Origin of the sequence: Streptomyces sp. NBC_00162, assembly GCF_024611995.1 — a bacterium.
Taxonomy (GTDB): domain Bacteria; phylum Actinomycetota; class Actinomycetes; order Streptomycetales; family Streptomycetaceae; genus Streptomyces.
In genome coordinates, this window is record NZ_CP102509.1 from 324,401 (window position 1) to 348,713 (window position 24,313).

Sequence of the window (24,313 nt, forward strand, 5' to 3'; positions counted from 1 at the left end):
CTGCGCACGCGGCCTCTTTGCGTAATCTCGTCGCCAGAAGGGCACGGACGGCTATTCCGCCACCGCTCCGCCGGTCGCCATGCAAAGGGGTGCTGGATGTCGATGACGAGTCGGCGCGGTCTGCTGGCAAGGTCTGTGGGAGCGGTGGCGGTCACCCTCGTGCCCAGCTCCGGCGCGGCAGGGATGAACACACCGCGGGAGCGGCCGGTCACCACGATCGACGGGCGCGTGGACTGGGACGCCTTGCGGGCGCAGTTTCGCCTGGAGCCCGGATGGGTGAACCTTGCGCTGTTCTATCTGGCCTCGCATCCGCAGGTGGTCCGGGATGCGGTGGACCATCTGACAGCACAGGTCGACGCCAACCCTCTGTCGGTGCCCACGGGGCTGGCGCTGCCCGATGGCCCTACCGGATGGCCCCGGGTACGCCAGGCGCTCGCGGCCTATCTGGGAGGCCGGGCGGAGGACATTGCGATGACGGCGAGCACGGGCATCGGGCTGGGCGTCTTCTACAACGGCGTCGTTACCCGTCCGGGACAGGAGCTCCTGTTGACCGAGCACGACCACAACGCCCATCGCACCGCCGCCCGACTGGCCGCCGACAAGCACGGCAACACGCTGCGACTGGGCTCCTGGTTCGCCGATCCGGCCACCGCGACGGCGGACGGCATCGCAGCGGCAGTCGGCGAGGCGATTCGCCCGAACACCAGAGTCGTGGGGATCACCTGGGTGCAATCGAGCACGGGGCTTCGGATGCCGGTGCGTGCGGTGGCCGAGGTGGTGCGCCGAGCCAATGAAGGCCGCAGCCCTGCCGACCGCTGCCTGCTGGTCGTCGACGGTGTGCACGGGCTGGCGGCGATCGACGAGGATGCAGCCAGCCTGGGCGCGGACGTGGTGATCGCCGGAACGCACAAATGGCTGTTCGAAAGTAGCTGCGGAGCCGCTCGCTCAACACACCTGCGAGCCACCGCCGCCCAGCCCTCGCTCACTACCTGTCATGAACGGCTCAGACACAGGTGCCAAGTGCTGCCGCGCCAGGCGCCGATCGAGTCGAGGCTCACCCATTGCCGGCTCTGATGTGCAACTTCAGGACCGGCATTGTCTTCCGTCTGTGAGGCGGCCCACGCAACTGTTACGCTCTGCGGTGTTCCAACGGATCATGGGACGATGCAGGCTGCCGTGTAGTAAGGGGCTTCATGGCGTCGATATTTGATTTCACGGGAAGCAGCATCCGCGTTCAGGACTCCGCCGGATTCCACGCGTGGCTCGAGCAGGGGCTGGCCCACGGACAGGTCCGGATCCACGGCCCAATGGATCACATCACCGGCCCGTCGATCGCCGTGAAGTACGAGGACACGATCGTGTACTCACGGATCATGAGCGGCAAATACAACGCCAAGTCCGGGCGGCTCCGCGGCGGTACTGCGACTGCACTCCAGATCTGGCAGCCGGGATGGCTCACCGCATGTCCGGAGTACCTCACACCGGTGCCACTGGGCAAGGATCTCGCAGGCCGCCTGGGCGGCCATTTCTTCAACGCCGGGACGATCGTCAGCACTGACCTCGGCCGCGCACGACCTTGGTGGCCCGGGCCACAGAGCACCGACGATGCGTTTCGCCAGGTCTACCCAGGGGTGGAGACCACCGCACAACAGCTGGCCGTGCTTCTGGCGTACGCGGTCGCACCGCTTTCCTTCAGAGCAAAGCAGAAGATGTACAGCGCTATGGCGAGCATCCGGACCGTCTTCGAGTACAACGACCGTGACACCGCAATGCGCCTTTCAGGCACCGAGGCGCCGCTGCAGACTCGCAGCGACGCCTTGGCGTTGTGTGCACGGCACCTGCCCGATCGCACAGTGCCAGATTGCGGCCTGGACTATTTCGCCGACTTGGCGACGCGCTACAGGGCCTGACGTGGCGGCCCTGGATGGCCGCGCCAGGGTGCGGTCAGCGGGCGGTCCTGTGGCGTGCCTTGGTCGCGGTGCGTCGCGCCTTGGCCGCCTTGCGGCGTCGGCACAGCCGACCCCAGCCCTGGAACACGTCGAAGCACGCACGCACCAGCGCGTCCAACGCCTGCACTGTACGGCGGGCGGCGATCAACGCCACTGCCGCGGACGACAGGATCGCGGTCCCGATGTAGATGGCCTCGATCACGGTGGGAACCTTCACTGGTGTCCTCCGGTTCTTCTCACGGGTGCTGTGGCATGAGCGAACCGCAGGGCGCCGTTGGGCGGATCGTCTTGACGGCTCTTCTTGGTGCACCCCCTTCGACCTGCTCTTTTGCCCCGCCGTATGGGCTATTCCGGCAGTGCCTTTGACGAGGGGATGACGATGGTCGAACTAGGAACTGGCCAGGCACCGAAGTCGTTCGCGCAACTGGTCTCCGAGCGCGTCCGATGGTTCGTCGGTGACGCCGGCGTCGTGTCGGAGGCCGCGCTCGCCAAGCTGATGGGCACCACCCCGCAGAGCTTGCACCAGTGGAAGAAGGGCACTCGGCCTCAGGATGTCGATGCCGTACTGCGCGGCTTTGCAGCTGCCCTGCGTGCAGTCAACGACGGGCGACGGGGCCGCAAACGCCTACGGTTCCCTGACCACGTGAGTGATGTGCGGCTACGGAACGCGTACGGCTACCCCATCGCGCTGGAACGCCATTTGGAATACCGGGTCGCGGACATGGCCGATACCACGGCGTTCGGTCTGCGCGTGCACCGCGCGGTCGGGCCGCCACGGCCGGACGTCTTGGTCCCGGACGGCCGGCCCGGCTCAGACCGTCTTCCGCGCTTCCTGTCCCGCCAGCACGACGAGCGGCTACGCACCGTCCTGCGGAGCGTGCGCGACGCAATGCCTGAACGCGCAGGCAGGGCTTTCGTCGTACTGGTCGGCAAGTCGTCAACCGGAAAGACCCGCAGCGCCTTCGAGGCGGTGCGCGCCGAGCTGGGGAACGCGCAGCGCCACTGGACCCTGCTGCGCCCCCAGGACCCCGAAGACCTCCGCGACATCCTGTCCGCAGCGGGTGGTGTCGCGCCGCGCACCGTCCTCTGGCTCGACGAGTTGGACGGGTTCTTGCGCAGCAGCGCGGGCGCGACGGCGGCTCGCCGATTGAGCGGTCTGCTCGAGGACCACAACACGGGCCCGTTCGTGGCGATCGGAACGTGCTGGCCGGGGCGCTGGGCCGCAATGGCGCAAGGCCCCGCCGAGGCGGTGGCCCAGGACGCGGACGCGTCGTCAGTGGCCAAACTACTGGCCATGGTGCGCGACGGCGGTTACCGGATCGACGTCCCCGAGACGTTCGACCGGCATACCGATCTCCCGCGTGTCGAGGAATACGCCCGCGAGGGCGACCCGCATTGGCAGCTCGCGCTGCTGGCACACGCCGACCCACGGCGGACCGCTGATCGCTGGCGCTTGACGCAGATCCTGGCGGGCGGCCCGCAACTGCTGGACTGGTACCGGAATCACGGCACCGCGCGACCCGGCAACCAGGACGGCTACTCGCCATACCCTGCGGCGGTCGTGAGCGCGGCAATCGACGCGTTCCGGCTGGGCTGCCGCACCCCGCTACAGAGCGAGCACTTGAAGGCAGCCGCACAGGGGTACCTGCGGGACTCGGACATCCCGGCACCGCCAGACTGGTTCGGCCCCGCCGTCGAAGCGGCCACACGAGAACTCACGGTGGGCGGCGTGGCACCCCTTGCCCAGGGCTTCGACGGCGCCTTTTTGCCAGCGGACTTCCTCATCCAGTCAGCCCGCAGGCCGTGTTCGTGCGCCCGCCAGCCGTGCGGCTGCCGCAGACTCGCACCCCGCGAACTGTGGGATGTGCTGGTGCAAGCGGCCGCAGGAGATGACGCCGACCTGAAGGCCGTCACGCGGGTGGCCATGGACCGGGGGCTCCGCGAGGTCGCGGCGCGACTTTGCCTGACCGCGATCGATACGCGGGACAGCCGCGCGGCGAAGGAGCACTACGCCGACATCATCCACACCACCTCATTCGCCGGACACGAGGCATGGACGGCTGCCGCACGCGCGACCGTAACTCCCGATCCGGTGGCGCAGGAACCGGCCGAACACGCAGGAGCGTATTTGGAGCCGCCCGAAATCCGGGCAGACTCCAACGCAGCCGGGGATGCGGGCGACTGGTCAGACGGCTTTAACCGCTATCAGCACGAGCTGCGCTACGCAGACGCGTCGGCACTGATAAGGGAGCGCTCAGAGAAGCTGGAGGCATCAGGCCGGATCGATGAAGCGGTCGCCATTTGGGTGCAGTCGAACCTGCCGCCGGCGGCACGGAACGCAGCGGCGGTCCTACTGCGCCACGACCGCTTCGAGGCGGCATCGGCCCTGCTGCGAGGCGCCGCGGCCGGCGGCGATGTGTGGGCCAGGCAGGACCTCATCAGCGCACTCATCGCACGCGACCGCCACGACGACGCAATCGAACTTCAGCGCACGGTGGTTGCGGAACACTCGAGCCCCGACCAGAACCCCGACTTCACCGCGGCGCACGAACTCGCCCGCCTGATGCAGCGGGCCGAAAGAGTCGGCGAGGCCGTGCAGGTCTGGTACTCCTGCCTGTACGACGGCGACCCCACCGCGCCCCGGGAACTGTTGCGGTTGTGCGACGCGGCGCAGCACGCGGACATCATGCGGCGCGCCGTCGAGGCAGGTACCCACCGCTGGGGCCGTGACGAGCCGCTGCACGACCTGGTCGAACTGCTGGCCGGATCCGGTCTGGATCAGGAAGCCGGGCTGATGTCCAGGTTCGGGATCCACCCGGGAGGCAAGACGAATACCGGGGCCGCGTTCCCGTTCCAGTCACCCGCGGCAAACCGCCAGAAGCGGCAGTGGTGGCGCCGCTAGTACTCCAGCAGGATTTCGCTGTCTGACCTGCGGGTTTCGTCTGGCGGGTGGAGTGTAGTGGGCTGTGGAGTGGTCAGGGGTGGCCTTCGGGAGGCTGCCCCTCGGTCGTGTGGCACCGCCGCTGGTAGTGGCAGCGGCGGGCGACCGCCTGGCGGTGTCGGCGCCCACACGGCCGACGCCCCCGACCCTGCGCAGATTCGACGAGCCACCGGCACCACCAAGCCGCTCAACCAAACTGCACAACCCCACAACGGCGGCGAGCAGCGCGGTGCCCACGTACCACTCGTCTCGTACGAACAGTTTCGGGGCACGCCGCTGGTCAGGTCGATGAAGTACCGGCCAGCTGTGGCCGCGACGACCGCCAGCAACAGCACACCGATCATGGGCAGCCCCACCTGAATGCCCTTCTGCACCCCGACAATGGCGAACCAGGACAACGAGGCTGACGTCACGAACTCAAACAGGCCCCTCGGAAGAGCTGACTCGGTTTGAAGGCGATGAAATATCCGACGATTCCGGCGGCGAGGCTGAATGTGATGTAGGCCGGGTTCGTCAGGGCAGCGGGGACCTCGTTGACGAGGAAGTCGCGGGTAACGCTGCCAGAGATCCCCCCGAGCACAGCCATGAGCAGCACGCCGACGACCGTGTAGTTGCAGTAGTGGGACGGCCTGCGTGACTCGGTCGGCGCCGGTGGGTGATCGAGCGGACCATGTCATGGCTGACCGGCTACCGCCGACTCAACCACCGCTACGAGCGCCACCCCCGCAACTACCTGGCCTTTCTCGGCCTCGCCGCAGCCCTCTGCTGCTACAAACGCCTCCTCCGCCTCACCACATAGGACACGGTCCTATTTCGGCACATCCCTGTCATGCCGTGCAAGCAAGCTCGAGCGGCAAGGGCGAGGGTCGGGCCGTGTCCGTCACAGAGGCCATTGGCGTCGTATCGCTAGTCCGATTAGTGGACTTATCTGCGAGGTGTTCCGCCCCTCGTGGCAGAGATTCCCACGATGACCGAGGTGGCCGGAGAGGCCCCACCACACATCGTTCGATCGGTTCCGAAAAGGAGTGGTATGCGCCCCGAGAACAAGACCAGGTCAACCCTTGGCCCGCTGCCGAGGAGCAGTTGGCGCAAGGGTGGCACGCTCGCATCGGTTGCCCTGGTGATGATGGCAGTCGCCAGCCCCGCCATCGCGGTGGCTCACAGCGTTCAGGCGGCCGAGCGGGTAAACGCGGCGAGCCCCACGGATGACCACTGCAAGCCGAATGGGCATCATCATCGCCCGGACCACCGTCCGGACCACAACCCGGACCACAACCCGGACCACAACCCGGACCAGAACCCGGACCAGAACCCGGACCACAACCCGGACCAGAACCCGGACCAGAACCCGGACCAGAACCCGGACTTCAACCCGGACAAGGATCCGGACTTCGACCCGGACCAGGGTCCGGACGACGGCCTGAGTGCAGCGGGCGTCGAGGCCGGTCCCAATGGTGACGACAGGTGCGAGGAGGGCAGGCCAGGTCCGACAGGGCCGACGGGTGACACGGGCCCGGCGGGTGCCACAGGCCCGACGGGCGAGACGGGTGCCACGGGTACCCCGGGCGCGGACGGCGCGGACGGCGCGACGGGCGCCACTGGTGCCACGGGTGCCACCGGTACCCCGGGTGCGGACGGCGCGGACGGCGCGGACGGCGCGACAGGTGCCACTGGTGCCACTGGTGCCACCGGCGCCACCGGTACCCCGGGCGCGAACGGCGCGGACGGCGCGACGGGCGCCACCGGTACCCCGGGCGCGAACGGCGCGGACGGCGCGACGGGTGCCACCGGCGCCACCGGTACCCCGGGTGCGGACGGCGCGGACGGCGCGACGGGTGCCACCGGCGCCACGGGCGCTACCGGTCCGACGGGCGCTACCGGTCCCTGCAATGAAATCGACAGCATCGCCCCTTCGAACACCGAGTCGTTCAGTGCTGCTCTTTCGGGCGGCATCGCCTACGCCGGCCGGGCAAGCACGGTCGGAGGTGTGCCTGTCTGGCAGGACCTCACGAACGCGGACAACCCGGGATTCCCCTTCGGCAGGGCCTGCGGCATCTCGATCCTCGACCAGGGCAACAACGCCTACATCCAGGTCCTGACCACGGACGGCAGGGTCTACCAGACACACGGTGACACCAACAGCGCCAACTTCATCTGGGACGAGGGGTGGATCGAACTGATTCCCGCCCCGACTCCCGAAACCCTCCGGGGGAAGGAGTTCAAGGGAGACCTGATGCGCGGAGCCTCCCGGAACCGCCTTCCCTAAGCCGTTGCGACGCGTGGAGGGGTTGCACGGGGGAACCCCTCCACGACAGGGCTTGATCCGGTCTGCGGTGAGCCCGGATCTGCGCAGCTGTTTAAGAGGCCCTAACAGAAGTGGTCGATCATGTGACTTTCGGCTTGGGTTGTCGTTGGTCTGACCGTGGGGAAACGTCAGTCGCGGCCGTGGATCGTGTCGGATGAACTGTGGCCGCTCATCGAGCCGTTGCTGCCCGAGCCAGCAGCGAAGCAGGTGGAGGGCCGGCCTCGGGTGCCGGACCGGCAGGCCTTGTGCGGGATCCTGTTCGTCCTGCACACCGGTATCCAGTGGGAGTACCTGCCCCAGGAGCTGGGCTTCGGTTCTGGCATGGGGCCTTGACCCCGGATGTTGAACACGTCTATGCGGCTTGGGTCAGGGTAGTTGCTGCTGGTCGGAGGGCGTTCTCGTAGGCGATCGGGGACCGCTGGCCGAGGCGGGAGTGCCGGCGGCGGGTGTTGTATCGGGTCAGCCAGCGGAAGGCGTCGAGTCTGGCCTCACGCTCGCTCGACCAGGCCTTCCGGCCTTTGAGCGCCTCCCTCTTGAAGGCGGCGTTGAAGCTTTCCGCGGCGGCGTTGTCCGCGCTGGAGCCGACCGCGCCCATGCTCTGCCGGACCCCTGCTGACCTGCAGAGTTCCGCGAAAGCCCTGCTCGAATATTGAGATCCGTGGTCGGTGTGCATGATCGCTCCGGCAAGGCTTCCACGGGTCCGCTCGGCGACCGTCAGGGCGTCGATGACGAGCTCTGTCCGCATGTGGTCGGCGATCGCCCAGCCGGCCAGCCGGCGCGAGGCGAGGTCGATGACGGTCGCGAGATAGAGCGGCTTCGAACCGCTGACCGGCAGATAGGTGATGTCGCCGACGTACTTCATGTTCACCTCGGATGCGGTGAAGTCACGTCCGAGCAGATCCGGTGCCTTCGCCGCGGCTTGGTCCGCGACGGTGGTGCGGTGCCGGCGGCGCAGACGGACTCCCTCGAGCCCGATGGTCCGCATGATCCTGGCGACGCGCTTGTGGTTGACCGCCGGGCCGCCCTCGTCTCGGAGTTCTGCGGTGATTCTGGGGGCTCCGTAGGTGCCGTCGGAGTCCTGGTGGACCTTGCGTATCCGGGCCGCGATCCCGGCTTCGACGGTCTGGCGGGCCGCTCTCGCGGATGCGGTGCGGCGCCAGTAGTAGAAGCTCGAGCGGGCCAGGCCAAGGATGTCGCAGAGCCGCTTCACGCCGTGTCGGCGCTGGTGATCGTCAACGAACTGGCAGCGGTTCACCAGCGCGTCTCCGTCGCGAAATACCGGGCCGCCTTGCGGAGGATGTCGCGCTCTTCCTCCAGCTCACGGATCCTCTTGCGGGCGGCGGCCAGCTCCGCCTGAACGGCGTCGGCGTCGGCCCGCGAGGCGGCCGGCGGCGCGGAGTGGGCGCCAGGTCGGCGGCCGTCGGCGGCCCGGATCCAGTTCCGCAGCGTCTCGGTGTTCACCCCGAGATCACCGGCGACCGACTTGATCGTCGCTCCCGGCCTCGAGCGGTACAACGCGACCGCGTCCGCCTTGAACTCGGCGGGGTAATGCTTCATCCCCACAGGGACTCCGTTCTCCTGGACCATCAAGATCCAAGTGTCTCCGGTGTCCAAAACCCAGGGTCAAGGCCCATGACCTGCTGGCGGCGTCTGGCCGCGTGGAATGCGGCCGGCGTGTGGGACCAACTGCATCTAGTGTCGGTGAGCTGCGGTGCGGCGGATAGCGTGCGGGCATGGCTATGACGGGGAAGCGACGGGTCCTGTACCGGCAGGGCAGCGGGTTCTGGCGGATGACGGCGAAGTGGGTTCTGGTCTTCGGGGTCCTGTACCTGCTGGACGGCGGGCTGCTCCGGTCGTGGGGCGACGCTCTGGTGTGGCCGATGATCGGGATCCTGCTGTGGGTGCCGTTCGGGATCGGCGTCGTCTGGTACCCGAAGAAGGACCAGCGCGTCGAGCTGACGGCACGTGAACTGCGGGTGCGGCGCAAGCGGTTGCCGATGGAGAAGGTGAACCTGCTGCACGTGGCGCGGCTGTGGCTGGAGGGGCGGTCAACCGCGGACGACCAGCCGGTGGGGGAATGGAGACGGTTTGACCGGGTGGTGTGGGTGCCGCTGTGGGACGGCCGGGCATTCGGCGTGGAGTTCCGCGACCCGGCCGCGTTCGCCAAGGTTTTCGGCGCCTTCGCGGTCGCGACGTGCGGCGGGCCCGACATCGTCCGCGCGAGGGCCGCGGTGGAGACTTACCCGGATCCCCTCCCGATGCGGCCCAGCCGCTCCGCCGACGACGCAGGCTCCTGGCTGGACCTCCTGGACATCTTCAACTGACAGCCGGAAACACCGGCAAAGGGCAGCGGTCCATCAGGAGCGCGGGTACTGCACAAGGCCGGTGTTCTCGACCAGCTCCCCCAGCAGGCGCGCTCCCCCAGCAGCCGGGCCACAGCAGCGGGCCGCAACTCGTCCCGATGCCGCCCCAAGCCCGGCTGTATCGCGTCGTCCAGCGCCGTCACCAGCGCCGGCACCCGTGTCGATGAGTCTGCGGCTCTCGAACGGTGCGTCGGTGACCGGCCGCGGCTGACGCTTCCTGATCTTCTCCGGACTCCACCAGGCGCGCGGTTTGGTCAGCTCTCAGAGGGCGTTAAGTCCGATCTTCATTGGTTCGTGATCGCTCGATCGTGGTACTGACCGCTGTCCGAGCCGTCTGGTGGGCATGTCCATGTTGAGATGCGGGCGTGAAGAGAGAGCCGTACCTCAGCGACTTATCGGATGAGCAGTGGGCGTTGATCGAGCCGATGATCACGGCCTGGAAGCAGGACCGGGTGGCGCGGTCGGCGACCGGAGATCCCGGGTCCTGCGACCTCCGGGAAGTCGTGAACGCGATCTTCTACCAGAACCGGACCGGCTGCCAGTGGCGCTATCTTCCCCACGATCTGCCAGCCTGGTCGGCGGTGTTCTACTACTTCACGCTGTGGCGCAAGGACAGGCTTGACCAGCGGATCCAGGAACTCCTGCGCTGCCAGGTGCGGGAGAGGGCCCGCCGATTAGAGGACCCGTCCCTCGTGATCATCGACACCCAGTCCGTGCGCGCGGCCGCAGGTGTCCCGAAGACCACGACGGGACTCGACGCGAACAAGAGGACACCGGGACGCAAGCGGGGACTGGCCGTCGACGTTCTGGGACTGATCATCGGCGTCGTCATCCTGGCCGCCTCCGCACACGACAACGCCGCCGGCACCGCACTGCTCGACCAGGCCGCCGAGCGCTGCGGGAACCGCCTGGAGAAAGTCCTCGTGGACCAGGGATTCAAGGACGAGGTCATCATCCACGGCGCTCTGCTGGACATTACCGTCGAAGCCGTCCGCCGCAACCCGGCCGACCATGACAGGGGCTTCGTCCCGCAACCCAAGCGGTGGGTGGTCGAGCAGACGAAACGGCACATTGATGCTGCACCGGCGCCTGGCCCGTGAGTACGACCACCGGCCCGACAACTCCGCCTCGCGCGTCTACTGGGCCTCCACCGCGAACATGACCCGCCGCCTCACCACACCCGCCCCGGCCTGGCGCGACACCCTCCAGCTGGCCGCGTGAACATCACCGAACTCCTGGCGGACCTTCAAATCCGGCAGAATGAGGCCACGGCCCGGGCAGATGAACTCCGTGACCAGATCGAGCACTTCACCGCCGCCCTAACCGAGACCGAAGCACATCTCGCGGACCTGGCCACCACCCGCAAGGTCATCGCCGAACTCGCACCGACCGGGACCAAACCCGATCCGCCAGAGTCGAGCACTGCCTACCAGGCCATCGTGAACGCCTTCAACCAGCACCCCGACCAGGCATTCCGGGTCCGTGAACTGCACACACTCCTCGGCATGCCCACTGACGACCCGGCCATGAACGTCACCCGCAGCCGCCTCGGACGCCTCACCCGCCAAGGCTTCCTCACCCAACCCGCACGAGGCCGCTACCAGAAACGGACTTAACGACCTCTCAGGTTCGCGCAGGAGCCGTGTGGCGGGGGCGTCATCGACGGGCGGGACCAGGTGCTGCCGGAGACGCGGCTGAGGCGAGCCCGGCCGCCTGTGCGATCAGACGGTGATCGATGTGGGCTCGCAGCAGCCGACAATCCACCTCGCCCGCAACCGGCCCACCGACACCGACGGCAGGCCGTCCGGCGGCCGGTGTGCAAGGGACCAGGAGCCGATCAGGTTCTCCGCGTACTCGGTGGCCCGGCGCGGGCGGAACAAGTACCAACGCCCGGTCGGGTCTGCGAGTTCTCCCAGGACGATGTCCCCGGCCGCGCGGGCCACAAGCGGAACCAGATGGTCGGACGGCCGCATGCAGGAGCGGACCGTTTTTGTGCAGACGCTACAGATCGACTCCCCGGCTTGCTGCTACTTCCTTCGGTGTGGGGCCGAGCCCGGCGCCGAGGCCCATCAGCGCGGACGGTGACCGCAGATGCTCCCGCACGGCCACGCACGCCCGCCTCGCGTCTGCACTCCTTCGTTGACGGACAACTCCCGCCCGCCCCTTAGGCTCACCCCATGCCGATCGACGACAGCCCGCAGACCACCGTCAAACACTGGCAGGACTGCACGGACGTGTACGACTTCCTGGACCAGATCCGGCTGAGGCCCGGCATGTGGCTGCCAGGTGGCTCACTCCGTCACCTGGAGGCGGTTCTCACCGGCTACCGCGTCGCGCTCGGCGTGCACTCCATCGACGAACCCTTCTGCTTCTGGCCCGAAGACCAATTCGTCCAATGGCTCTGGAAGCACATCGGCCGGCGGAGTTCTCGCAGCTGGGCTGCCGAGATTGAACGGGCAACACCGGCAGGATCCACCCCAGTCGAAGAATTCTTTCGACTGCTGGACCAATACCGCGTCGAGCAGGCCCAGCCAGCACCCCGCCCGCAGACATCGGCCGAACACCCGGGCCTGCAGGCCGTCCGCATTGAGATCTCCCGCCACGACTGGGCTGGTCTGCAATGTGGCTGCACAGGGACGGCCGCGCACGTGCCCGCTGACCTTCTGGACCTGATCACTGCCCAGTACCCCGGCGAAGCGACTCTGAAGGCGATCGACAACCATGTCATGATCCAGTCCAACCTCATGGATCCAGCCCCGGCCACCACCGCCGTCGCCCTCGCAGCCCTGGCGGACCCCACCCTCACCACACCCGAAGCCCGGACCGCCCTGCTCGAACTCCTGCTGCATTTGGTGTGCGGCGACACTGCCCAGCAAGAGGAATGTGAAGCGGCCGTTCGCGGAGCCGTCTGGATCCTCTACCGGGAACTCACTACACACCCTTCGATCGTCGCCAGGGCATACGCCTACGAGACACTTCACTGCCTGGAAACCGAGCACGACCGTCTCGCCGCCTTCCGGGACATCGTCCGAGACCGCCTGCCCGCATACCTGCACTGACCAAACCCTGGCTCCCGCGGAAAGCGATCGCGCAGCGGGTCTTCCCCCGCAGCAGGCGAGGGGGCCTTGACCCCGGATGTTGAACACGTCTATGCGGCTTGGGTCAGGGTAGTTGCTGCTGGTCGGAGGGCGTTCTCGTAGGCGATCGGGGACCGCTGGCCGAGGCGGGAGTGCCGGCGGCGGGTGTTGTATCGGGTCAGCCAGCGGAAGGCGTCGAGTCTGGCCTCACGCTCGCTCGACCAGGCCTTCCGGCCTTTGAGCGCCTCCCTCTTGAAGGCGGCGTTGAAGCTTTCCGCGGCGGCGTTGTCCGCGCTGGAGCCGACCGCGCCCATGCTCTGCCGGACCCCTGCTGACCTGCAGAGTTCCGCGAAAGCCCTGCTCGAATATTGAGATCCGTGGTCGGTGTGCATGATCGCTCCGGCAAGGCTTCCACGGGTCCGCTCGGCGACCGTCAGGGCGTCGATGACGAGCTCTGTCCGCATGTGGTCGGCGATCGCCCAGCCGGCCAGCCGGCGCGAGGCGAGGTCGATGACGGTCGCGAGATAGAGCGGCTTCGAACCGCTGACCGGCAGATAGGTGATGTCGCCGACGTACTTCATGTTCACCTCGGATGCGGTGAAGTCACGTCCGAGCAGATCCGGTGCCTTCGCCGCGGCTTGGTCCGCGACGGTGGTGCGGTGCCGGCGGCGCAGACGGACTCCCTCGAGCCCGATGGTCCGCATGATCCTGGCGACGCGCTTGTGGTTGACCGCCGGGCCGCCCTCGTCTCGGAGTTCTGCGGTGATTCTGGGGGCTCCGTAGGTGCCGTCGGAGTCCTGGTGGACCTTGCGTATCCGGGCCGCGATCCCGGCTTCGACGGTCTGGCGGGCCGCTCTCGCGGATGCGGTGCGGCGCCAGTAGTAGAAGCTCGAGCGGGCCAGGCCAAGGATGTCGCAGAGCCGCTTCACGCCGTGTCGGCGCTGGTGATCGTCAACGAACTGGCAGCGGTTCACCAGCGCGTCTCCGTCGCGAAATACCGGGCCGCCTTGCGGAGGATGTCGCGCTCTTCCTCCAGCTCACGGATCCTCTTGCGGGCGGCGGCCAGCTCCGCCTGAACGGCGTCGGCGTCGGCCCGCGAGGCGGCCGGCGGCGCGGAGTGGGCGCCAGGTCGGCGGCCGTCGGCGGCCCGGATCCAGTTCCGCAGCGTCTCGGTGTTCACCCCGAGATCACCGGCGACCGACTTGATCGTCGCTCCCGGCCTCGAGCGGTACAACGCGACCGCGTCCGCCTTGAACTCGGCGGGGTAATGCTTCATCCCCACAGGGACTCCGTTCTCCTGGACCATCAAGATCCAAGTGTCTCCGGTGTCCAAAACCCAGGGTCAAGGCCCAGGCTTCGGCGCTCCGCAACCTTGCGTGCAGTGCGACAACCTCGGCGTCGCTCGCCCCTCCGGTACTTGGTCTGTACCCGCTCCCGAAGTACTTGTTGTCAACCACGTGCGGTGTGAGGGGGCTGGCCGGGATGTGCACGATGCCGTAGCCGGTTCCGTTGCCGGCCTCGGACTTGAGTACATCGGGGATGACGGCCAGCGGCGGGTCGGGGATCGGGCGGGCCACCGAACCCGTTCGGCGGCTGCGCGGCGACCTCAAAGGTCTGGCTCTCCTTGTGCCGCCGTCGACGGTGAAGGACCAGCTCCCGGTTGTCGCCCTTGCTGCTCGGCGCCTTCTTGAGGTCCACGTGGTGACCTTCCTCGAACGGGCCGCCGTCGATGGCGGCCTGCAGATCCCCCTCGTACAGACTTCCTCGAGTGCGGTGATGGCCGGGGTCTCTGCGAGTCGTCCTGCTGCCGGAAGTTTTTCAGTAGTGGGCGAGGTGCCGCAGGCGGCGTCGGCCCGGTCCCGGACGACCATCAGGTGCGCTCCGTCAGTCGTCCTCGGCGAGGATGAGATCGGCCATGTGGTGCGGGCAGGCGGGGTTGTGCCAGGTCACCGACAGGAACTCTCCCTCGGCGCTGAGAGTCCGCGCTCCACCGGTGGCCGCAGTGGCCTGGCAAAACCCGCAGAAGACGACCCTCAAGGGGAACAGGTCTACCGAAGGGCGGAATCGTGTCGTCGGTTCCATGGTCTGCTCCTGCGGTGGCGGCGTGGGCGAGACCTCTCACCTACCCACCGATGCTCCCAGCAGCCGCAGGCGTGCACGGCGAGACCATGGAATGGCCCCGGCAGTAGGCGCGCGCCCATCTCCCGTTAGGCCATGGCAAGACCCCAGGACAGGAAGCGTCCCGGGGCCGCCGGTCGCGGCAGGGCAAGAGGGAGCGGTTGTGCATCTGACACCACGATATGGATGAACGCTTCAGCAGCTGCCCGGTTAGGACCACACCGCGCCGGGCGGCCTGGGCAGGTCAGCCGGGGAAGGGCTGCATGCCTTCCCCGAACCTCGGCAGGAGACGGGCCTTTGCAGCAGCGCGGGCTGCATGGTCACATTGGGCAATCGCTGTCGTCCAGGAGGCACAGAATGCTGTTGCGCAATGTGGTGCTTGATGACGTCGACGCTTACATCCGGATGCGATGCGATCCCGACATGATGAAAGATCTCGGGGGCCCGCTGCCACGAGAGGGCATGGATGAGAAAGTTCAGCGCGATGTCCGCCGGGCTGCCGAGGACACCGCCTGGACCAAAATGATCATCCCCGCAGCGGCTGCCGCCTCGACCGTAGCCGGGACTGTGACGCTGTGGTCCAACCAAGCCGACGACCATCACATCTCCGAGATCGGTTGGATGGTCCTGCCCGCCTTCCAAGGCCAGGGCTACGGCAAGCGAGCCGTACGGACACTGCTTGAGATGGCCAGGAAGGACGGCCGCTGGGGACCCATCCACGCCTTCCCCGCAACCAGCAACCTCCCTTCCAACGGCATCTGCCGCGCTGTCGGCTTCACGTTCGTCGAAGAACAGAGCCTGGAGTTCGCAGGCCGAGTTCTGCACACCAATCACTGGATCATCGACCCACACACTGATTTGACCTGACCATCACCAAGCTGTCGGGGCAAAGAAGGTCGAGTCGAGCGGTACGCGCCGTTGAGGCCGTGGTTCGGCGCGGAGAAGTTGCCCTTTCCGGACGCCACCGGAGACCCGGCGGTCGGCGATGTAGTGATGATGCCCGAGAGGCCAAGCGCGGCGGCGCCGGAGACAGTCGAATGCCCAGAACCCGGGCGCCGGACCCAGCGTGGCGGGCTGGCACCACGACACGATGTCGGCCTCGAAATCGTCACCGGACAGCCCCACAGATGGCCCACCTACCACAAGCTTCCGTAGGCGAGACTCCGGTGAGGCACCCTTCGACGTTGTCTTCCACGATCAAGGTGCAAGCGTCGAGGTGAACACCGGCTACGGGGCCGTCGTCCACGACCAGTCAGGCGCAGAACTGATCTGCGGACATCAGCGCCCGCTCGAAGTGCTTCGGGCCTGGATTGAGGCGGACGTAGCAGCAGCCCAGTGAAGCGCCGGTTCAGCGGGGTTGGTTGCGACGGCTGACCAGAGCCTGCGCGTGGTCCAGGTGACATCGGGAAACGCCGCATCCGCTCCGATGCGGACTGGCGTGCAGGCCTGGACGAGGTGGCCGACAGCGGCCGCGGCGACCCGGAGTCGGCGCAGCGGGAGCGGGACGGCCGCCCGGGGCCTCCGTCAGCCGGTCCGCCGCCCACCCCGCCACGGCGGCGCCACGGGCTGTCGTCGTGGGTGAGGCCGCCGAGCCACACCCACGTGACATCGTTCCGACCAGGACACCTCCCCACCCTCTCGATGTGAGTCGCCCGCGTGGCTGGGCGTGGGAAGAGCAGGCGGTTGATGAGGTCCAGGTGATGACCGCCACTCGCCCGCGATCACTGCGGTGAGATCATCGGACTTGAATTGCACGTGCACAGAGAGGCAGAGAGTGACCCAGGGGCGAGTGACGTACGAATTGATGACCGCGGTGTCCCCAGCAGCCGTCGTCTGGAGCGGTCAAAATGGGCAGGAAGGCGGAACTGCCCGGCTCTGCCGCGATGTCAACGCCCCCGTGCTGGACCGACGCCGCTCCCTACGGGCCTTCCACATCGTTCCAGATGGCCAGGCCCCGAGCGCCCGCGCGATCACCGAGCAGGCCCTGGGATCGCGCTTCAGCGGGCGCCCCGCCGTCTACCGTATCGAGGACCCGTTCGGCGTGCCGCTCGGGCGAATCACGCTGCGGCGCCGACGTTTCCTTCGGATCGGCCGGAAGCGGTGGACTGTGGAACCAGCGGCGGGTCCCGTGCTCCGCGGCTACCGGGGCCGCCTCGTGTGGTGGGCATTGTGGTGGCCTTCGGCCTCCCCGTCAGCCTGCTGTGCCTAGTCCTGTCCATGCTGGGCGATGGTGACGGCAGATTCGGCTCACCCAGGCGCATCATCTGGCGCGACGGCTCAGGCCGGGCCCACTTCGTCTTCCGCAGTATGGAGGCCGACGACTTTCAGGTGCTGGTCCCTGGCTGGGACCCCCGCCTGGTCACCGCGCTCGTGGGTCTTCACCAGACGTTTGAGCCGTCGGAGGAAGCCGGAGCTGTCGGCTGGTACGGGCCATGAGCGAGCGGGACCCTCTGCATTGCCCTCGGTAGGTCAGTGCCGGCGTGTGGCTGCTCGCGGTGGTCTTCGCCGCGGCCGTCCAGCCCTCCCCGTTGTAGAACCGTTGGCTGATGCTGACCGCATTCACCTGTGGCAGAACCTCGGCACCGCGGTGGAACAAGGCGTGCGTCGGCACAACGGATGCCTGCGACCACCCGGCTCCAAGCCAAGTGACCTGCCAGACATTCCTCTCCCCGCCGAAGGGCCGTCGGCGAAGGAGATGTCGCCGATCGAAGTCCGCATTCGTGAACGCCACGCCATCGTCCACGCCCTCCTCGACCAGGGACACGGCATCCGGGAGATCGCCGGAAAACTACACATGGGCGCCAACACGGTCCGCCGATGCGCCCGCGCGGAAACCCCAGAGCATTTGCTCGGCGGCCAGCGGCAGCCCCGGCCCAGCCAGCCAGACCCCTACAAGCCCTACCTGGACACGCGCTGGTCCGAGGGCCACACCAACGCCGTTCACCTGCACGCGGAGCTGAAAGAGCTTGGCTACCGCGGCAACTACCAGGCCATCAGCGACTACCTGCGGCCACGACGCCGACGCCGCATCCGCGTCGTCGGGCCCGCGCCACCCGGAATCCGGCAAGTCACTGGATGGATCATGCGCCACCCCGACCGGCTCTCGGAGAGCGAGCGCAAACAGCACACCGAAATCCTCGCCCGTTGCCCGGAACTCAAGGCGGCCGACCGTCTCGTCCGCAACTTCGGCGAGATCCTCTCCACCCGCACCGGCCAGCACCTGAAGGACTGGGTCATCAGCGCGCGAGCCGAGAATCTTCCCAGCTTCCACTCCTTCGCCACCGGCCTGGAGAAAGACTGGGACGCCGTCGTCCAGGGCCTGACCACCGCTGAAACTCCGGCCCCGTCGAAGGCCGCGTCAACCACATCAAAATGATCAAACGCCAGATGTTCGGCCGCGCCAAACTCCCGCTCCTCCGCAAACGGGTACTTCTCACCGCCGCCCGATGACTTTGCTGCTCAGAGAGTGACGGATTAGGGAAAAACAACCGGCGAACTATCTCAGCGCCGGAAGAGGCGGCTGCCAGGACTACGTGCCCGACTGGTCCGCTCGCTCCGCTTCTGTTCGCAACGTGCGAGCCCGCTCGGCCGGGTCGTAGTTCGGCCCGACGCCCTCGATCAGAAGCAAGTCGCCCTCGATATGGTCGGTACGCAGACGCAGGATGGCCCGGTAGTCGGGAGAGTCGTACCAGGCGCGGGCTTCGGCCAGGCTGGGAAACTCGATCAGCACCATGCTGCCGGGCCACGTCCCCTCCACGACTTCGGCCGGCGGACCGTGGATGACGAAGCGGCCCGCGAAGGGGGCAAGGGTTGCCTGGATGCGCTCCAGGTACTCGATGATGTCGGAGTGATTCCGGCGGCTGCGGAGATGAGCGAAGCCATAAGCGGACGCCACGGGGCTCCTTCGTTCAGGGGTGTGAGCGATGACCAGAACGTAGCTGAGGCTGGTTGGGCTACGCGATTACCCCAGGGGTAATTGCCGCCACATCGAAGACACGCACCACACGCAGGACGTACGGCTGGCCGGTGCTGATGGCCTCGGCCTGTTCATCACGCAGGTCGGCGTGGGTGAATGCGAGCAGGGCGTCGGCGGCGGGGCGGCCGCGGTGGGAGGCGGCGAACTCATGCGGGCTGACCTGCTCGGCGACCGGGAAAGAGCCTTCGGGCTGTGGGGTCGGCCCGCTCGCCGGTTCGCCGTGCGAGCGACAGCTGACAGCCGCTCGAGATAGCCTGTCTGGCAACAACTGACTCGATGGTCCGACCAGCTTGAACGGGTTCATGCGCGTCACGGCCAAGCCGAGGCCGTCAATCTGGCCAGTTTCCCCGGGGACAGAGCTGGGCACCCGGGGCGCATGACTCCGGGGTGCCGGTGCTCTGCCTCGCTTGCAGAGCACCGGCACCCCGGGCCAGCTACTTCATGGCCTTGTTACGTCAGCCATGCGTTCGGGTCGAGCCCACCCGTGCACACGGCGCCACGGTCTCCGAAGGCGGGGTTCGCGCGCGTGTCGATGCTGGTGCGGTCGGCACCGATCGGGCCGTCGTAGGTGTGGGGCTTGGACGGGACGAAGTTGTAGTGGTAGATCGCGGCGGGGACCGACAGGTTGTTCACGTACGACCAGACGCCCTTGTTGAAGCCGGTCTCGCCGTACTTGGCCAGCGGGTAGCCGACCGTGGCTCCCCGTCGTGAGGCCGATCTTGGTGTAGTGCGTGCGCTCGTACAGACAGAGCGTCTTTTCCGAGCAGTCGCCCTCTGCCGCCGCCACTGAAGGGGCCGTGGCCGCCATGCCGGCCGCTGCCATCACGACAGCCGAGAATGCCAGTGCTGACTTACGAGGCGGGGAGGAATTAATTGTTGGGGTTCACACCGCCCATGCAGACGGCCCCGGCAGTCCCGAAGTCCCACCCGGCGTCGCTGCTGTGCCCACCGGGCCCGATCGTGCCCTGCACCACCAAGCCAAAGCCCGATTGCTTCCATACGACTGCATTGCGATCCAGGTTGTTCACGTACGACCTGATCCGGGGCATGCGGTTTGGCCCATTCACTAGGTCGATGCAGGCTTTGGTGCTGGTCGACGTGATCGCCAGGTTGCGGTACTGGCTGCTGTCGTACAGGCACAGCTTCCCTATCGGATATTCGGGGCAGCCGCCGACCGCTGCTGCCGGTGCCGCCGTGGCGGCGAGACTGCCCCCCGTCATGGCCAGCGCGCTTACCGCGAGAGTTGCCTTACGGATCCAAGCCATGGTGAGCCCTTCGTTGATGAGAGGAGTGCTTTCGCCCAAGAGTTAAGGGTGTCCGAGTCTGGGAATCCCAGCTTCCGCACACCGGTCGGCCGGATCTCGCCTTCTTCGGTGGCTGTCTGGCTTGATCGCGGTGGAGTACGCGCACAGCACAGCCAGCCGGTGCAGACCGGCAGGCAGGGGCACAGTTCCCTGACGTGCTCGGGGGATACAGCGTCGCGATCATGAAACCGCCGACTGATACCACCACCACACCCCGACCTCAATTTCCCCCCAGGCCGTTACGGATGAGACTCACAGATGTTCTCCCTTGTTGTCCGTCTTGTTGCTTGTGGCTTGTTGTCCACGTGTGCTGACTGGGCACACTTCTCCTTGCCGGTGGCGAGGGAGAGATCAGGAGGATGGACCTCAGCCGGTGAAGGCGAGTCCGTGGGTGGCCGCGATCTGGCCGGGGGCGTACCCGGTGTGCAGGTTGACGGGGTTTCCGTCGACGTTCTTGATCTTCAGGGTGGTGCGGATCTGGGTGCAGCCGCCGAGTTGGGACTTCGTGAGGCGCAGGGTATTCGTGGCGGTCTGGTGGTGCTTGGCGTTGGAGATGTTCCAGTTGCCGACCGCCGACTTGATCGGCCCGCCGCACTTGGCTCCGTCGGGGTTCTGTGGCTGCGCCTCGATCCAGGTCTCGGCCTGGGTGCCGCTGTTGGCGGTCGATCCGCCCTGACAGATCGATGAGCCGGCCACGCAGGTGGTCAGGGCGGCGTCCTGGACGACGGTGATGCTGTCACCACCGCTGGGGGTGTACGAGTAGCCGAGCGTGGTGTGCGTCGTTCCACGTGCGATCACGCTGGTACTGGCGGGAAGCGTCCAGCGGGCTGCCGACGGATACACGGCGCGCGCCAACTCCGCGCCCGCCGGGACCCGCATGCTCACGCTGCGCCCGTTCTGAATGATGCTGGAGTAACTGGTCACCGATAGACGGCAGTTGTACGTGCCGGCCGTCGGCGCCGTGAACACCCAGCGCAGCGCGGGCGCCACCGACTTCTCACCCGGCGGCACCTGATTCGTCGCCCAGTACGCGCCCGCCTCCGCGGAAGCAGGGAGGGCGGAGCCGCCGGAGTTCTTGCAGCGCACGGCAACGGTGGAGCCGATGTTGTCCCCGCTGCCGAGGGGGTCAAGCTGGCGACCGAAAGGTTGCGGGACCACAGGTAGGACTTCTCGCCAGCCGCGGCGGTGAACACCACGTCCGTACCGGGAATGTCCCGATAGTCCTCCGCCCTCCGGGTCACCTCATACGTGAACTCCGCAGAGGCCGCCGAGGCACCCGACGCGAACGTCAGCGAACCCCCGGTCCCCACAGCAAGCGCCGCCACCAGCAGCGATCCCATACGCGTCAACCCCACAACATCCCCCAGTGTCGATGATCTTCAAAGGCCATTTCAAGGAGTCATGGCCAATGAAAAAGGCTTCATCCGGCCATCGTTCTCAGCCCGAGCTGCAGCCACCCGCACGGGTGCAAGTGAATCCCTCAGGCTTCGGACCAGCAGGGGCTCCTGCCGCCCGTACACACCAGTACCGCTTCATCGAAGTTGCCACCCGTGCTGCTCCTGGAGCCGCCCACCCTGATCGAGCACAACGGAAACCCACCCTGTCACCAGCGCGCTCACCGCGAGAGCGGCCTTACGGATCCACGTCGTGCTGAGCCCCTTCGTTGAGGTGAGGTGCGCCCCACCTGTCATGGAAACTTATGTGTTCGAATGCGGAATCCCCGTTTCCCTCGGCCTGGTTCTTCGGCCGGAAGGAGAAGACCTCAGTAGTCTGCCCTGGTGCGGCGAAAAGGTCGTGAGCACTGGGTCCACAACTTCCTTATCGCTGAGCCCACTTGGATGCGTGGGCTTGAAGGGCCTGGTGGCGGTGGTCCTTGGGTGTGGTGCCGTAGGCGTTGCGATGGGCACGGCTGAAGTCGGCGGCGCGGGGAAACCCCCATCGTGCGGCGATGGCGTGGATGGGCGTGGTGCGCAGGGCAGGGTCTGCGAGGTCTCGGCGGGCGGCCTCTAAACGTTGGTGGCGTATCTGGGCGGCGACGGTGGCGCCTTCGGCCTGGAAGATTTGGTGAAGGTAACTGGTGGAGATGTGGTGTGCGACGGCGATGCCGGCTGGAGTCAGTTGCGGGTCGTGCAGGTGTTGGCGGATGAATGCCTGGATGCGCAGGGCAAGGGCCCGCCGGTGAGTCTCGGGCGGCAGGGATCCGTCCGCGCTGAGGATGTGGGCGAAGAGTGCGGCCACCAGATCGGTCAGGACTGTTCCCAGGCGGGGTCCATCGCAGGGCTGGTAGGCACTGGTGTCTTTGGATAACTCGGTGAGGAAGTGCGCGAGCAGGCCGCCGATCCCTTCTCGCCCTTCCACCCGGCATCCGATCAGCCTGCTTGCACCGCCGCGGGGCAGCGGTAGGAGCGCCTTGGGGATCTCAAGACCCACTGTTGTGATCACCTCGCCGCTGGCGTGGATCTCCCACGGCCGGGAAGAGTCGTTCCAGTACAGATCGTGCGGACTGTAGTGGACTTCTCGGTTCTTGCCCCAGGTGACAGCCCCGTTCCCGCGCAGCAGCAGAGAGAGGTGGTACACCTCCGGATCGGACTGGCGGATCAGCTTGGGCGTCCGTCGAAAGACAAGCGGCTGGAACGTAGCCGGCCACACGGACACGGCGCCGAGGTCCAGCACACGCTGTGTGGCCCGGTAGTCATCGGCATGGTCGCTGCTGAGGTGCATGGGCGCGTGGGTCTGGCCCATGCGCTCCTGCCAGTAGTCGAACCGGCTCTCAGCAGGCACGTCGACACTTCGGAACATCATTTCGTTCAACATCTCTACATTCCCGCCCTCTTGAGTCCCTACCGCGCGTACATCGCATTCTCTACATGAATGAGTCCAAGGGGTGTCGTTGCAGTCCGTTGCAGTCAGTGATCGTAGGCAGTGAGTGATCGCTTGATGGGCTGTCCAGTTTGGCCGTTGTGCCAGATCGCCGCTGTGAGAGCGAGGATCCGGCACAAGACCCGGGCTGACACCCCTGCCGGGCTCTTACCGCCGTGTCGTTCCAGGTTGAGCTGCCCCTTGAAGGTCTGATTGATCGACTCGATGACCTGCCGCAGCGGTTTGAACAGATGTGACCCGGCCGGCTCCGCTTCCCCTTGCGGGCCGGCCGCAGCAACTTCAGGCAGGCCGGATCAAGGACTGCTTGACAACCATGATTGGGAATCAGTCACAGCGGGGCTGTCCCGTCGCAGCGAAGGTTGTGTGGTTCTCTGCCAAAACTGGTCGATGGACATTCTCATCTCGAAGGTCGAGCGACCTGACCGGGCAGGGCTCGCAGCGAGGGCGCCACGTGCGGCGTTAACGGTCAGCGACCATGCGGAGCACGCGAACTTCGTGTTCGCGCCCAGCACCCGCAGGGCTTCAACGCCGAAGTCGCCGGCTACGAGACCGGCAGGGGCTCGGTGCAGCTCCCGTATGGGCGCGAGGCGCCGACCGACGTGCTGCGCCGGATGGTCGCCTCCCGGGTGCCGGAGCACGCCGACGTCGTCCTGTGGATGTAGCCACGGTCCGCGATCGTCGCTTAGCCTGCCCCGATGCGAACACCGGGGGGACAGCAGAACGTCGGCCGCCGCCAGGCCCTGAAGTTGGCGACCGCTGCGGTGGGCGGGCTCGCCCTCACCACCTTCGCGTGCGACGTCCTCGGCGGGGCAGCGGAGGAGGCCAAGCCGCCGGCTCGCACGCCGCTGTGGACCTTCGCTCTGCTGGACATGGACGGTATCGGCAAGGGCCTCGACGACGCTTTGATGCATCACGACGGCATGCTCTACGTCAGGTCGAAGAACGACGGGCTGTACGCAATCGACGCGGCCACCGGGCGAAAGCGCTGGCGCGCGCCCTTGGCCGGCGTCCTCCCCGGCGCACCGGCCGTGACGTCGGGTGCCGTGTTCGTCGCCACGGACGGCGGCGCCGTGCACGCGATGCGCACCGCAGACGGCGAGCAGATGTGGCGCCAGGCCCCGGGAGGCCGCCTTCGTGAGCCCAGTGCGGGGGACGTGTGGACCAGCGGCTCCGTCGCCCTGGTGAGCTTTCTGCCGTACACCTACGACGGTGATCGTGACCCGCCGCCCAGTGTCCTGTACGCACTCGACACGAGGGACGGGGACCTGCTGTGGCACACCGAAGCCTCGCTCCTGGAGGTGCGCGACGGCGTCGTGTACGTCAACCCGCCGGACGAGAGCCTGACCGCGCTCGACCCACGCACCGGCGTTGTCCGCTGGTCGGCGCCGCCGGAGAAGTCG

At 67.2% G+C, this 24,313-nt stretch carries 21 protein-coding genes and 6 pseudogenes; 14 read left to right on the forward strand and 13 right to left on the reverse strand.

Annotated elements, in window-relative coordinates; translation table 11 throughout:
- The first annotated feature begins 96 nt into the window (after nt 1–96).
- Together JIW86_RS01890 and JIW86_RS01895 are read left to right on the forward strand one after the other, a co-directional pair.
- The gene (locus JIW86_RS01890; RefSeq protein WP_257552204.1) at nt 97–1,074 is read left to right on the forward strand and encodes an aminotransferase class V-fold PLP-dependent enzyme; all 978 of its coding nucleotides are present in this window, start codon (nt 97–99) and stop codon (nt 1,072–1,074) included.
- 119 nt (nt 1,075–1,193) lie between these two features.
- Entirely contained in the window at nt 1,194–1,910 is a 717-nt protein-coding gene (locus JIW86_RS01895) for a hypothetical protein (protein WP_257552205.1), read from the forward strand.
- Between the two features lie 34 nt (nt 1,911–1,944).
- On the opposite strand, the gene JIW86_RS01900 is transcribed toward JIW86_RS01895, so the two are convergent.
- Nucleotides 1,945–2,151 carry a hypothetical protein gene (locus JIW86_RS01900; RefSeq protein ID WP_257552206.1) on the reverse strand — a complete coding sequence of 69 codons (207 nt, stop codon included), beginning with the start codon at nt 2,149–2,151 and terminating at the stop codon, nt 1,945–1,947.
- 138 nt (nt 2,152–2,289) lie between these two features.
- Here JIW86_RS01900 and JIW86_RS01905 point away from each other — a divergent pair, with 138 nt between their 5' ends.
- The gene (locus tag JIW86_RS01905; protein WP_257552207.1) at nt 2,290–4,851 is read left to right on the forward strand and encodes an ATP-binding protein; all 2,562 of its coding nucleotides are present in this window, start codon (nt 2,290–2,292) and stop codon (nt 4,849–4,851) included.
- Here JIW86_RS01905 and JIW86_RS41975 read toward each other — a convergent pair.
- Both JIW86_RS41975 and JIW86_RS01910 read right to left on the reverse strand, forming a co-directional pair.
- Nucleotides 4,848–5,303 (reverse strand): TRIC cation channel family protein, encoded by a 456-nt coding sequence (locus JIW86_RS41975; protein WP_353962587.1) that lies wholly within the window; start codon nt 5,301–5,303, stop codon nt 4,848–4,850. The two genes, JIW86_RS01905 and JIW86_RS41975, sit on opposite strands and share 4 nt — an antisense overlap.
- Nucleotides 5,300–5,491 (reverse strand): annotated as a pseudogene (locus JIW86_RS01910) (TRIC cation channel family protein); the annotation flags it as partial. The pseudogene JIW86_RS01910 and the gene JIW86_RS41975, both read right to left, overlap by 4 nt.
- A 36-nt stretch (nt 5,492–5,527) precedes the next feature.
- Here JIW86_RS01910 and JIW86_RS01915 point away from each other — a divergent pair.
- The 3 genes and pseudogenes from JIW86_RS01915 to JIW86_RS01925 form a co-directional block, all read left to right on the forward strand.
- A pseudogene (locus JIW86_RS01915) lies at nt 5,528–5,689 on the forward strand (transposase); the annotation flags it as partial.
- A 231-nt stretch (nt 5,690–5,920) separates the two neighbouring features.
- Nucleotides 5,921–7,156: a hypothetical protein gene (locus JIW86_RS01920; protein ID WP_257552208.1), complete on the forward strand. Its 1,236-nt coding sequence runs from the start codon at nt 5,921–5,923 to the stop codon at nt 7,154–7,156.
- 150 nt (nt 7,157–7,306) lie between these two features.
- Nucleotides 7,307–7,516 (forward strand): annotated as a pseudogene (locus tag JIW86_RS01925) (transposase); the annotation flags it as partial.
- A gap of 31 nt (nt 7,517–7,547) precedes the next feature.
- On the opposite strand, the gene JIW86_RS01930 reads toward JIW86_RS01925, so the two are convergent.
- Nucleotides 7,548–8,758 (reverse strand): IS3 family transposase gene (locus tag JIW86_RS01930; RefSeq protein WP_406368159.1). Its coding sequence is split into 2 segments (ribosomal slippage): nt 7,548–8,464 and nt 8,464–8,758, totalling 1,212 coding nucleotides; the frame shifts between segments, so codons are not numbered across the junction.
- Nucleotides 8,759–8,928: 170 nt separating this feature from the next.
- Between JIW86_RS01930 and JIW86_RS01935 the strand changes: the two genes are divergently transcribed.
- The 4 genes and pseudogenes from JIW86_RS01935 (at nt 8,929) to JIW86_RS01955 (ending at nt 12,617) form a co-directional block, all read left to right on the forward strand.
- Nucleotides 8,929–9,519, forward strand: coding sequence for a hypothetical protein (locus tag JIW86_RS01935; RefSeq protein ID WP_257552210.1), 591 nt, complete (start codon nt 8,929–8,931; stop codon nt 9,517–9,519).
- A 404-nt stretch (nt 9,520–9,923) separates the two neighbouring features.
- Nucleotides 9,924–10,779: pseudogene (locus JIW86_RS01940) on the forward strand (IS5 family transposase).
- The gene (locus JIW86_RS01950; RefSeq protein ID WP_257552213.1) at nt 10,776–11,174 is read left to right on the forward strand and encodes a hypothetical protein; all 399 of its coding nucleotides are present in this window, start codon (nt 10,776–10,778) and stop codon (nt 11,172–11,174) included. The pseudogene JIW86_RS01940 and the gene JIW86_RS01950 overlap by 4 nt, the downstream one beginning before the upstream one ends.
- Nucleotides 11,175–11,735: 561 nt before the next feature.
- The gene (locus JIW86_RS01955) at nt 11,736–12,617 is read left to right on the forward strand and encodes a hypothetical protein (RefSeq protein WP_257552214.1); all 882 of its coding nucleotides are present in this window, start codon (nt 11,736–11,738) and stop codon (nt 12,615–12,617) included.
- An 89-nt stretch (nt 12,618–12,706) separates the two neighbouring features.
- Here JIW86_RS01955 and JIW86_RS01960 read toward each other — a convergent pair.
- Nucleotides 12,707–13,917 (reverse strand): IS3 family transposase gene (locus tag JIW86_RS01960; RefSeq protein ID WP_406368159.1). Its coding sequence is split into 2 segments (ribosomal slippage): nt 12,707–13,623 and nt 13,623–13,917, totalling 1,212 coding nucleotides; the frame shifts between segments, so codons are not numbered across the junction.
- Between the two features lie 602 nt (nt 13,918–14,519).
- Complete coding sequence (locus JIW86_RS01965) at nt 14,520–14,717, reverse strand: hypothetical protein (protein ID WP_257552215.1); 198 nt, start codon at nt 14,715–14,717, stop codon at nt 14,520–14,522.
- Between the two features lie 393 nt (nt 14,718–15,110).
- Between JIW86_RS01965 and JIW86_RS01970 the strand changes: the two genes are divergently transcribed.
- The 3 genes from JIW86_RS01970 to JIW86_RS01980 all read left to right on the forward strand — a co-directional run bounded on the left by JIW86_RS01970 (nt 15,111) and on the right by JIW86_RS01980 (nt 18,129).
- Entirely contained in the window at nt 15,111–15,620 is a 510-nt protein-coding gene (locus JIW86_RS01970; RefSeq protein ID WP_257552216.1) for a GNAT family N-acetyltransferase, read from the forward strand.
- A 1,293-nt stretch (nt 15,621–16,913) separates the two neighbouring features.
- The gene (locus tag JIW86_RS01975) at nt 16,914–17,189 is read left to right on the forward strand and encodes a hypothetical protein (protein WP_257552217.1); all 276 of its coding nucleotides are present in this window, start codon (nt 16,914–16,916) and stop codon (nt 17,187–17,189) included.
- 103 nt (nt 17,190–17,292) lie between these two features.
- Nucleotides 17,293–18,129 (forward strand): hypothetical protein, encoded by an 837-nt coding sequence (locus JIW86_RS01980; protein ID WP_257552218.1) that lies wholly within the window; start codon nt 17,293–17,295, stop codon nt 18,127–18,129.
- A gap of 153 nt (nt 18,130–18,282) precedes the next feature.
- Here the strand turns inward: JIW86_RS01980 and JIW86_RS01985 are convergent, their stop codons facing one another.
- The 7 genes and pseudogenes from JIW86_RS01985 to JIW86_RS41980 all read right to left on the reverse strand — a co-directional run.
- Nucleotides 18,283–18,648: a DUF1330 domain-containing protein gene (locus JIW86_RS01985; protein ID WP_257552219.1), complete on the reverse strand. Its 366-nt coding sequence runs from the start codon at nt 18,646–18,648 to the stop codon at nt 18,283–18,285.
- 58 nt (nt 18,649–18,706) lie between these two features.
- A complete protein-coding gene (locus JIW86_RS01990) occupies nt 18,707–19,033 on the reverse strand; it encodes a hypothetical protein (RefSeq protein WP_215149248.1) in 327 nt (108 codons plus the stop codon).
- Between the two features lie 146 nt (nt 19,034–19,179).
- A complete protein-coding gene (locus tag JIW86_RS01995) occupies nt 19,180–19,362 on the reverse strand; it encodes a hypothetical protein (RefSeq protein ID WP_257552220.1) in 183 nt (60 codons plus the stop codon).
- A gap of 236 nt (nt 19,363–19,598) precedes the next feature.
- Nucleotides 19,599–20,033, reverse strand: a complete 435-nt coding sequence (locus JIW86_RS02000; protein WP_257552221.1) for a proteinase inhibitor I36 SMPI — start codon at nt 20,031–20,033, stop codon at nt 19,599–19,601.
- Between the two features lie 366 nt (nt 20,034–20,399).
- A complete protein-coding gene (locus JIW86_RS02005) occupies nt 20,400–21,191 on the reverse strand; it encodes a hypothetical protein (RefSeq protein WP_257552222.1) in 792 nt (263 codons plus the stop codon).
- Nucleotides 21,192–21,851: 660 nt separating this feature from the next.
- Entirely contained in the window at nt 21,852–22,847 is a 996-nt protein-coding gene (locus JIW86_RS02010) for a helix-turn-helix domain-containing protein (RefSeq protein WP_257552223.1), read from the reverse strand.
- A gap of 92 nt (nt 22,848–22,939) precedes the next feature.
- Nucleotides 22,940–23,196 (reverse strand): annotated as a pseudogene (locus JIW86_RS41980) (IS982 family transposase); the annotation flags it as partial.
- Nucleotides 23,197–23,782: 586 nt separating this feature from the next.
- Between JIW86_RS41980 and JIW86_RS41985 the strand changes: the two are divergent.
- A pseudogene (locus JIW86_RS41985) lies at nt 23,783–24,286 on the forward strand (PQQ-binding-like beta-propeller repeat protein); the annotation flags it as partial.
- Nucleotides 24,287–24,313: the final 27 nt, after the last annotated feature.

Bases quoted from the DNA above. Each gene is read 5' to 3' on its own strand.
- JIW86_RS01890 (WP_257552204.1), top strand. From the start codon at position 97: ATGTCGATGACGAGTCGGCGCGGTCTGCTGGCAAGGTCTGTGGGAGCG.
- JIW86_RS01895 (WP_257552205.1), top strand. From the start codon at position 1,194: ATGGCGTCGATATTTGATTTCACGGGAAGCAGCATCCGCGTTCAGGAC.
- JIW86_RS01905 (WP_257552207.1), top strand. From the start codon at position 2,290: ATGGGCTATTCCGGCAGTGCCTTTGACGAGGGGATGACGATGGTCGAA.
- JIW86_RS01920 (WP_257552208.1), top strand. From the start codon at position 5,921: ATGCGCCCCGAGAACAAGACCAGGTCAACCCTTGGCCCGCTGCCGAGG.
- JIW86_RS01935 (WP_257552210.1), top strand. From the start codon at position 8,929: ATGGCTATGACGGGGAAGCGACGGGTCCTGTACCGGCAGGGCAGCGGG.
- JIW86_RS01955 (WP_257552214.1), top strand. From the start codon at position 11,736: ATGCCGATCGACGACAGCCCGCAGACCACCGTCAAACACTGGCAGGAC.
- JIW86_RS01965 (WP_257552215.1), bottom strand. From the start codon at position 14,717: ATGGAACCGACGACACGATTCCGCCCTTCGGTAGACCTGTTCCCCTTG.
- JIW86_RS01970 (WP_257552216.1), top strand. From the start codon at position 15,111: ATGCTGTTGCGCAATGTGGTGCTTGATGACGTCGACGCTTACATCCGG.
- JIW86_RS01990 (WP_215149248.1), bottom strand. From the start codon at position 19,033: ATGAACCCGTTCAAGCTGGTCGGACCATCGAGTCAGTTGTTGCCAGAC.
- JIW86_RS02010 (WP_257552223.1), bottom strand. From the start codon at position 22,847: ATGTTGAACGAAATGATGTTCCGAAGTGTCGACGTGCCTGCTGAGAGC.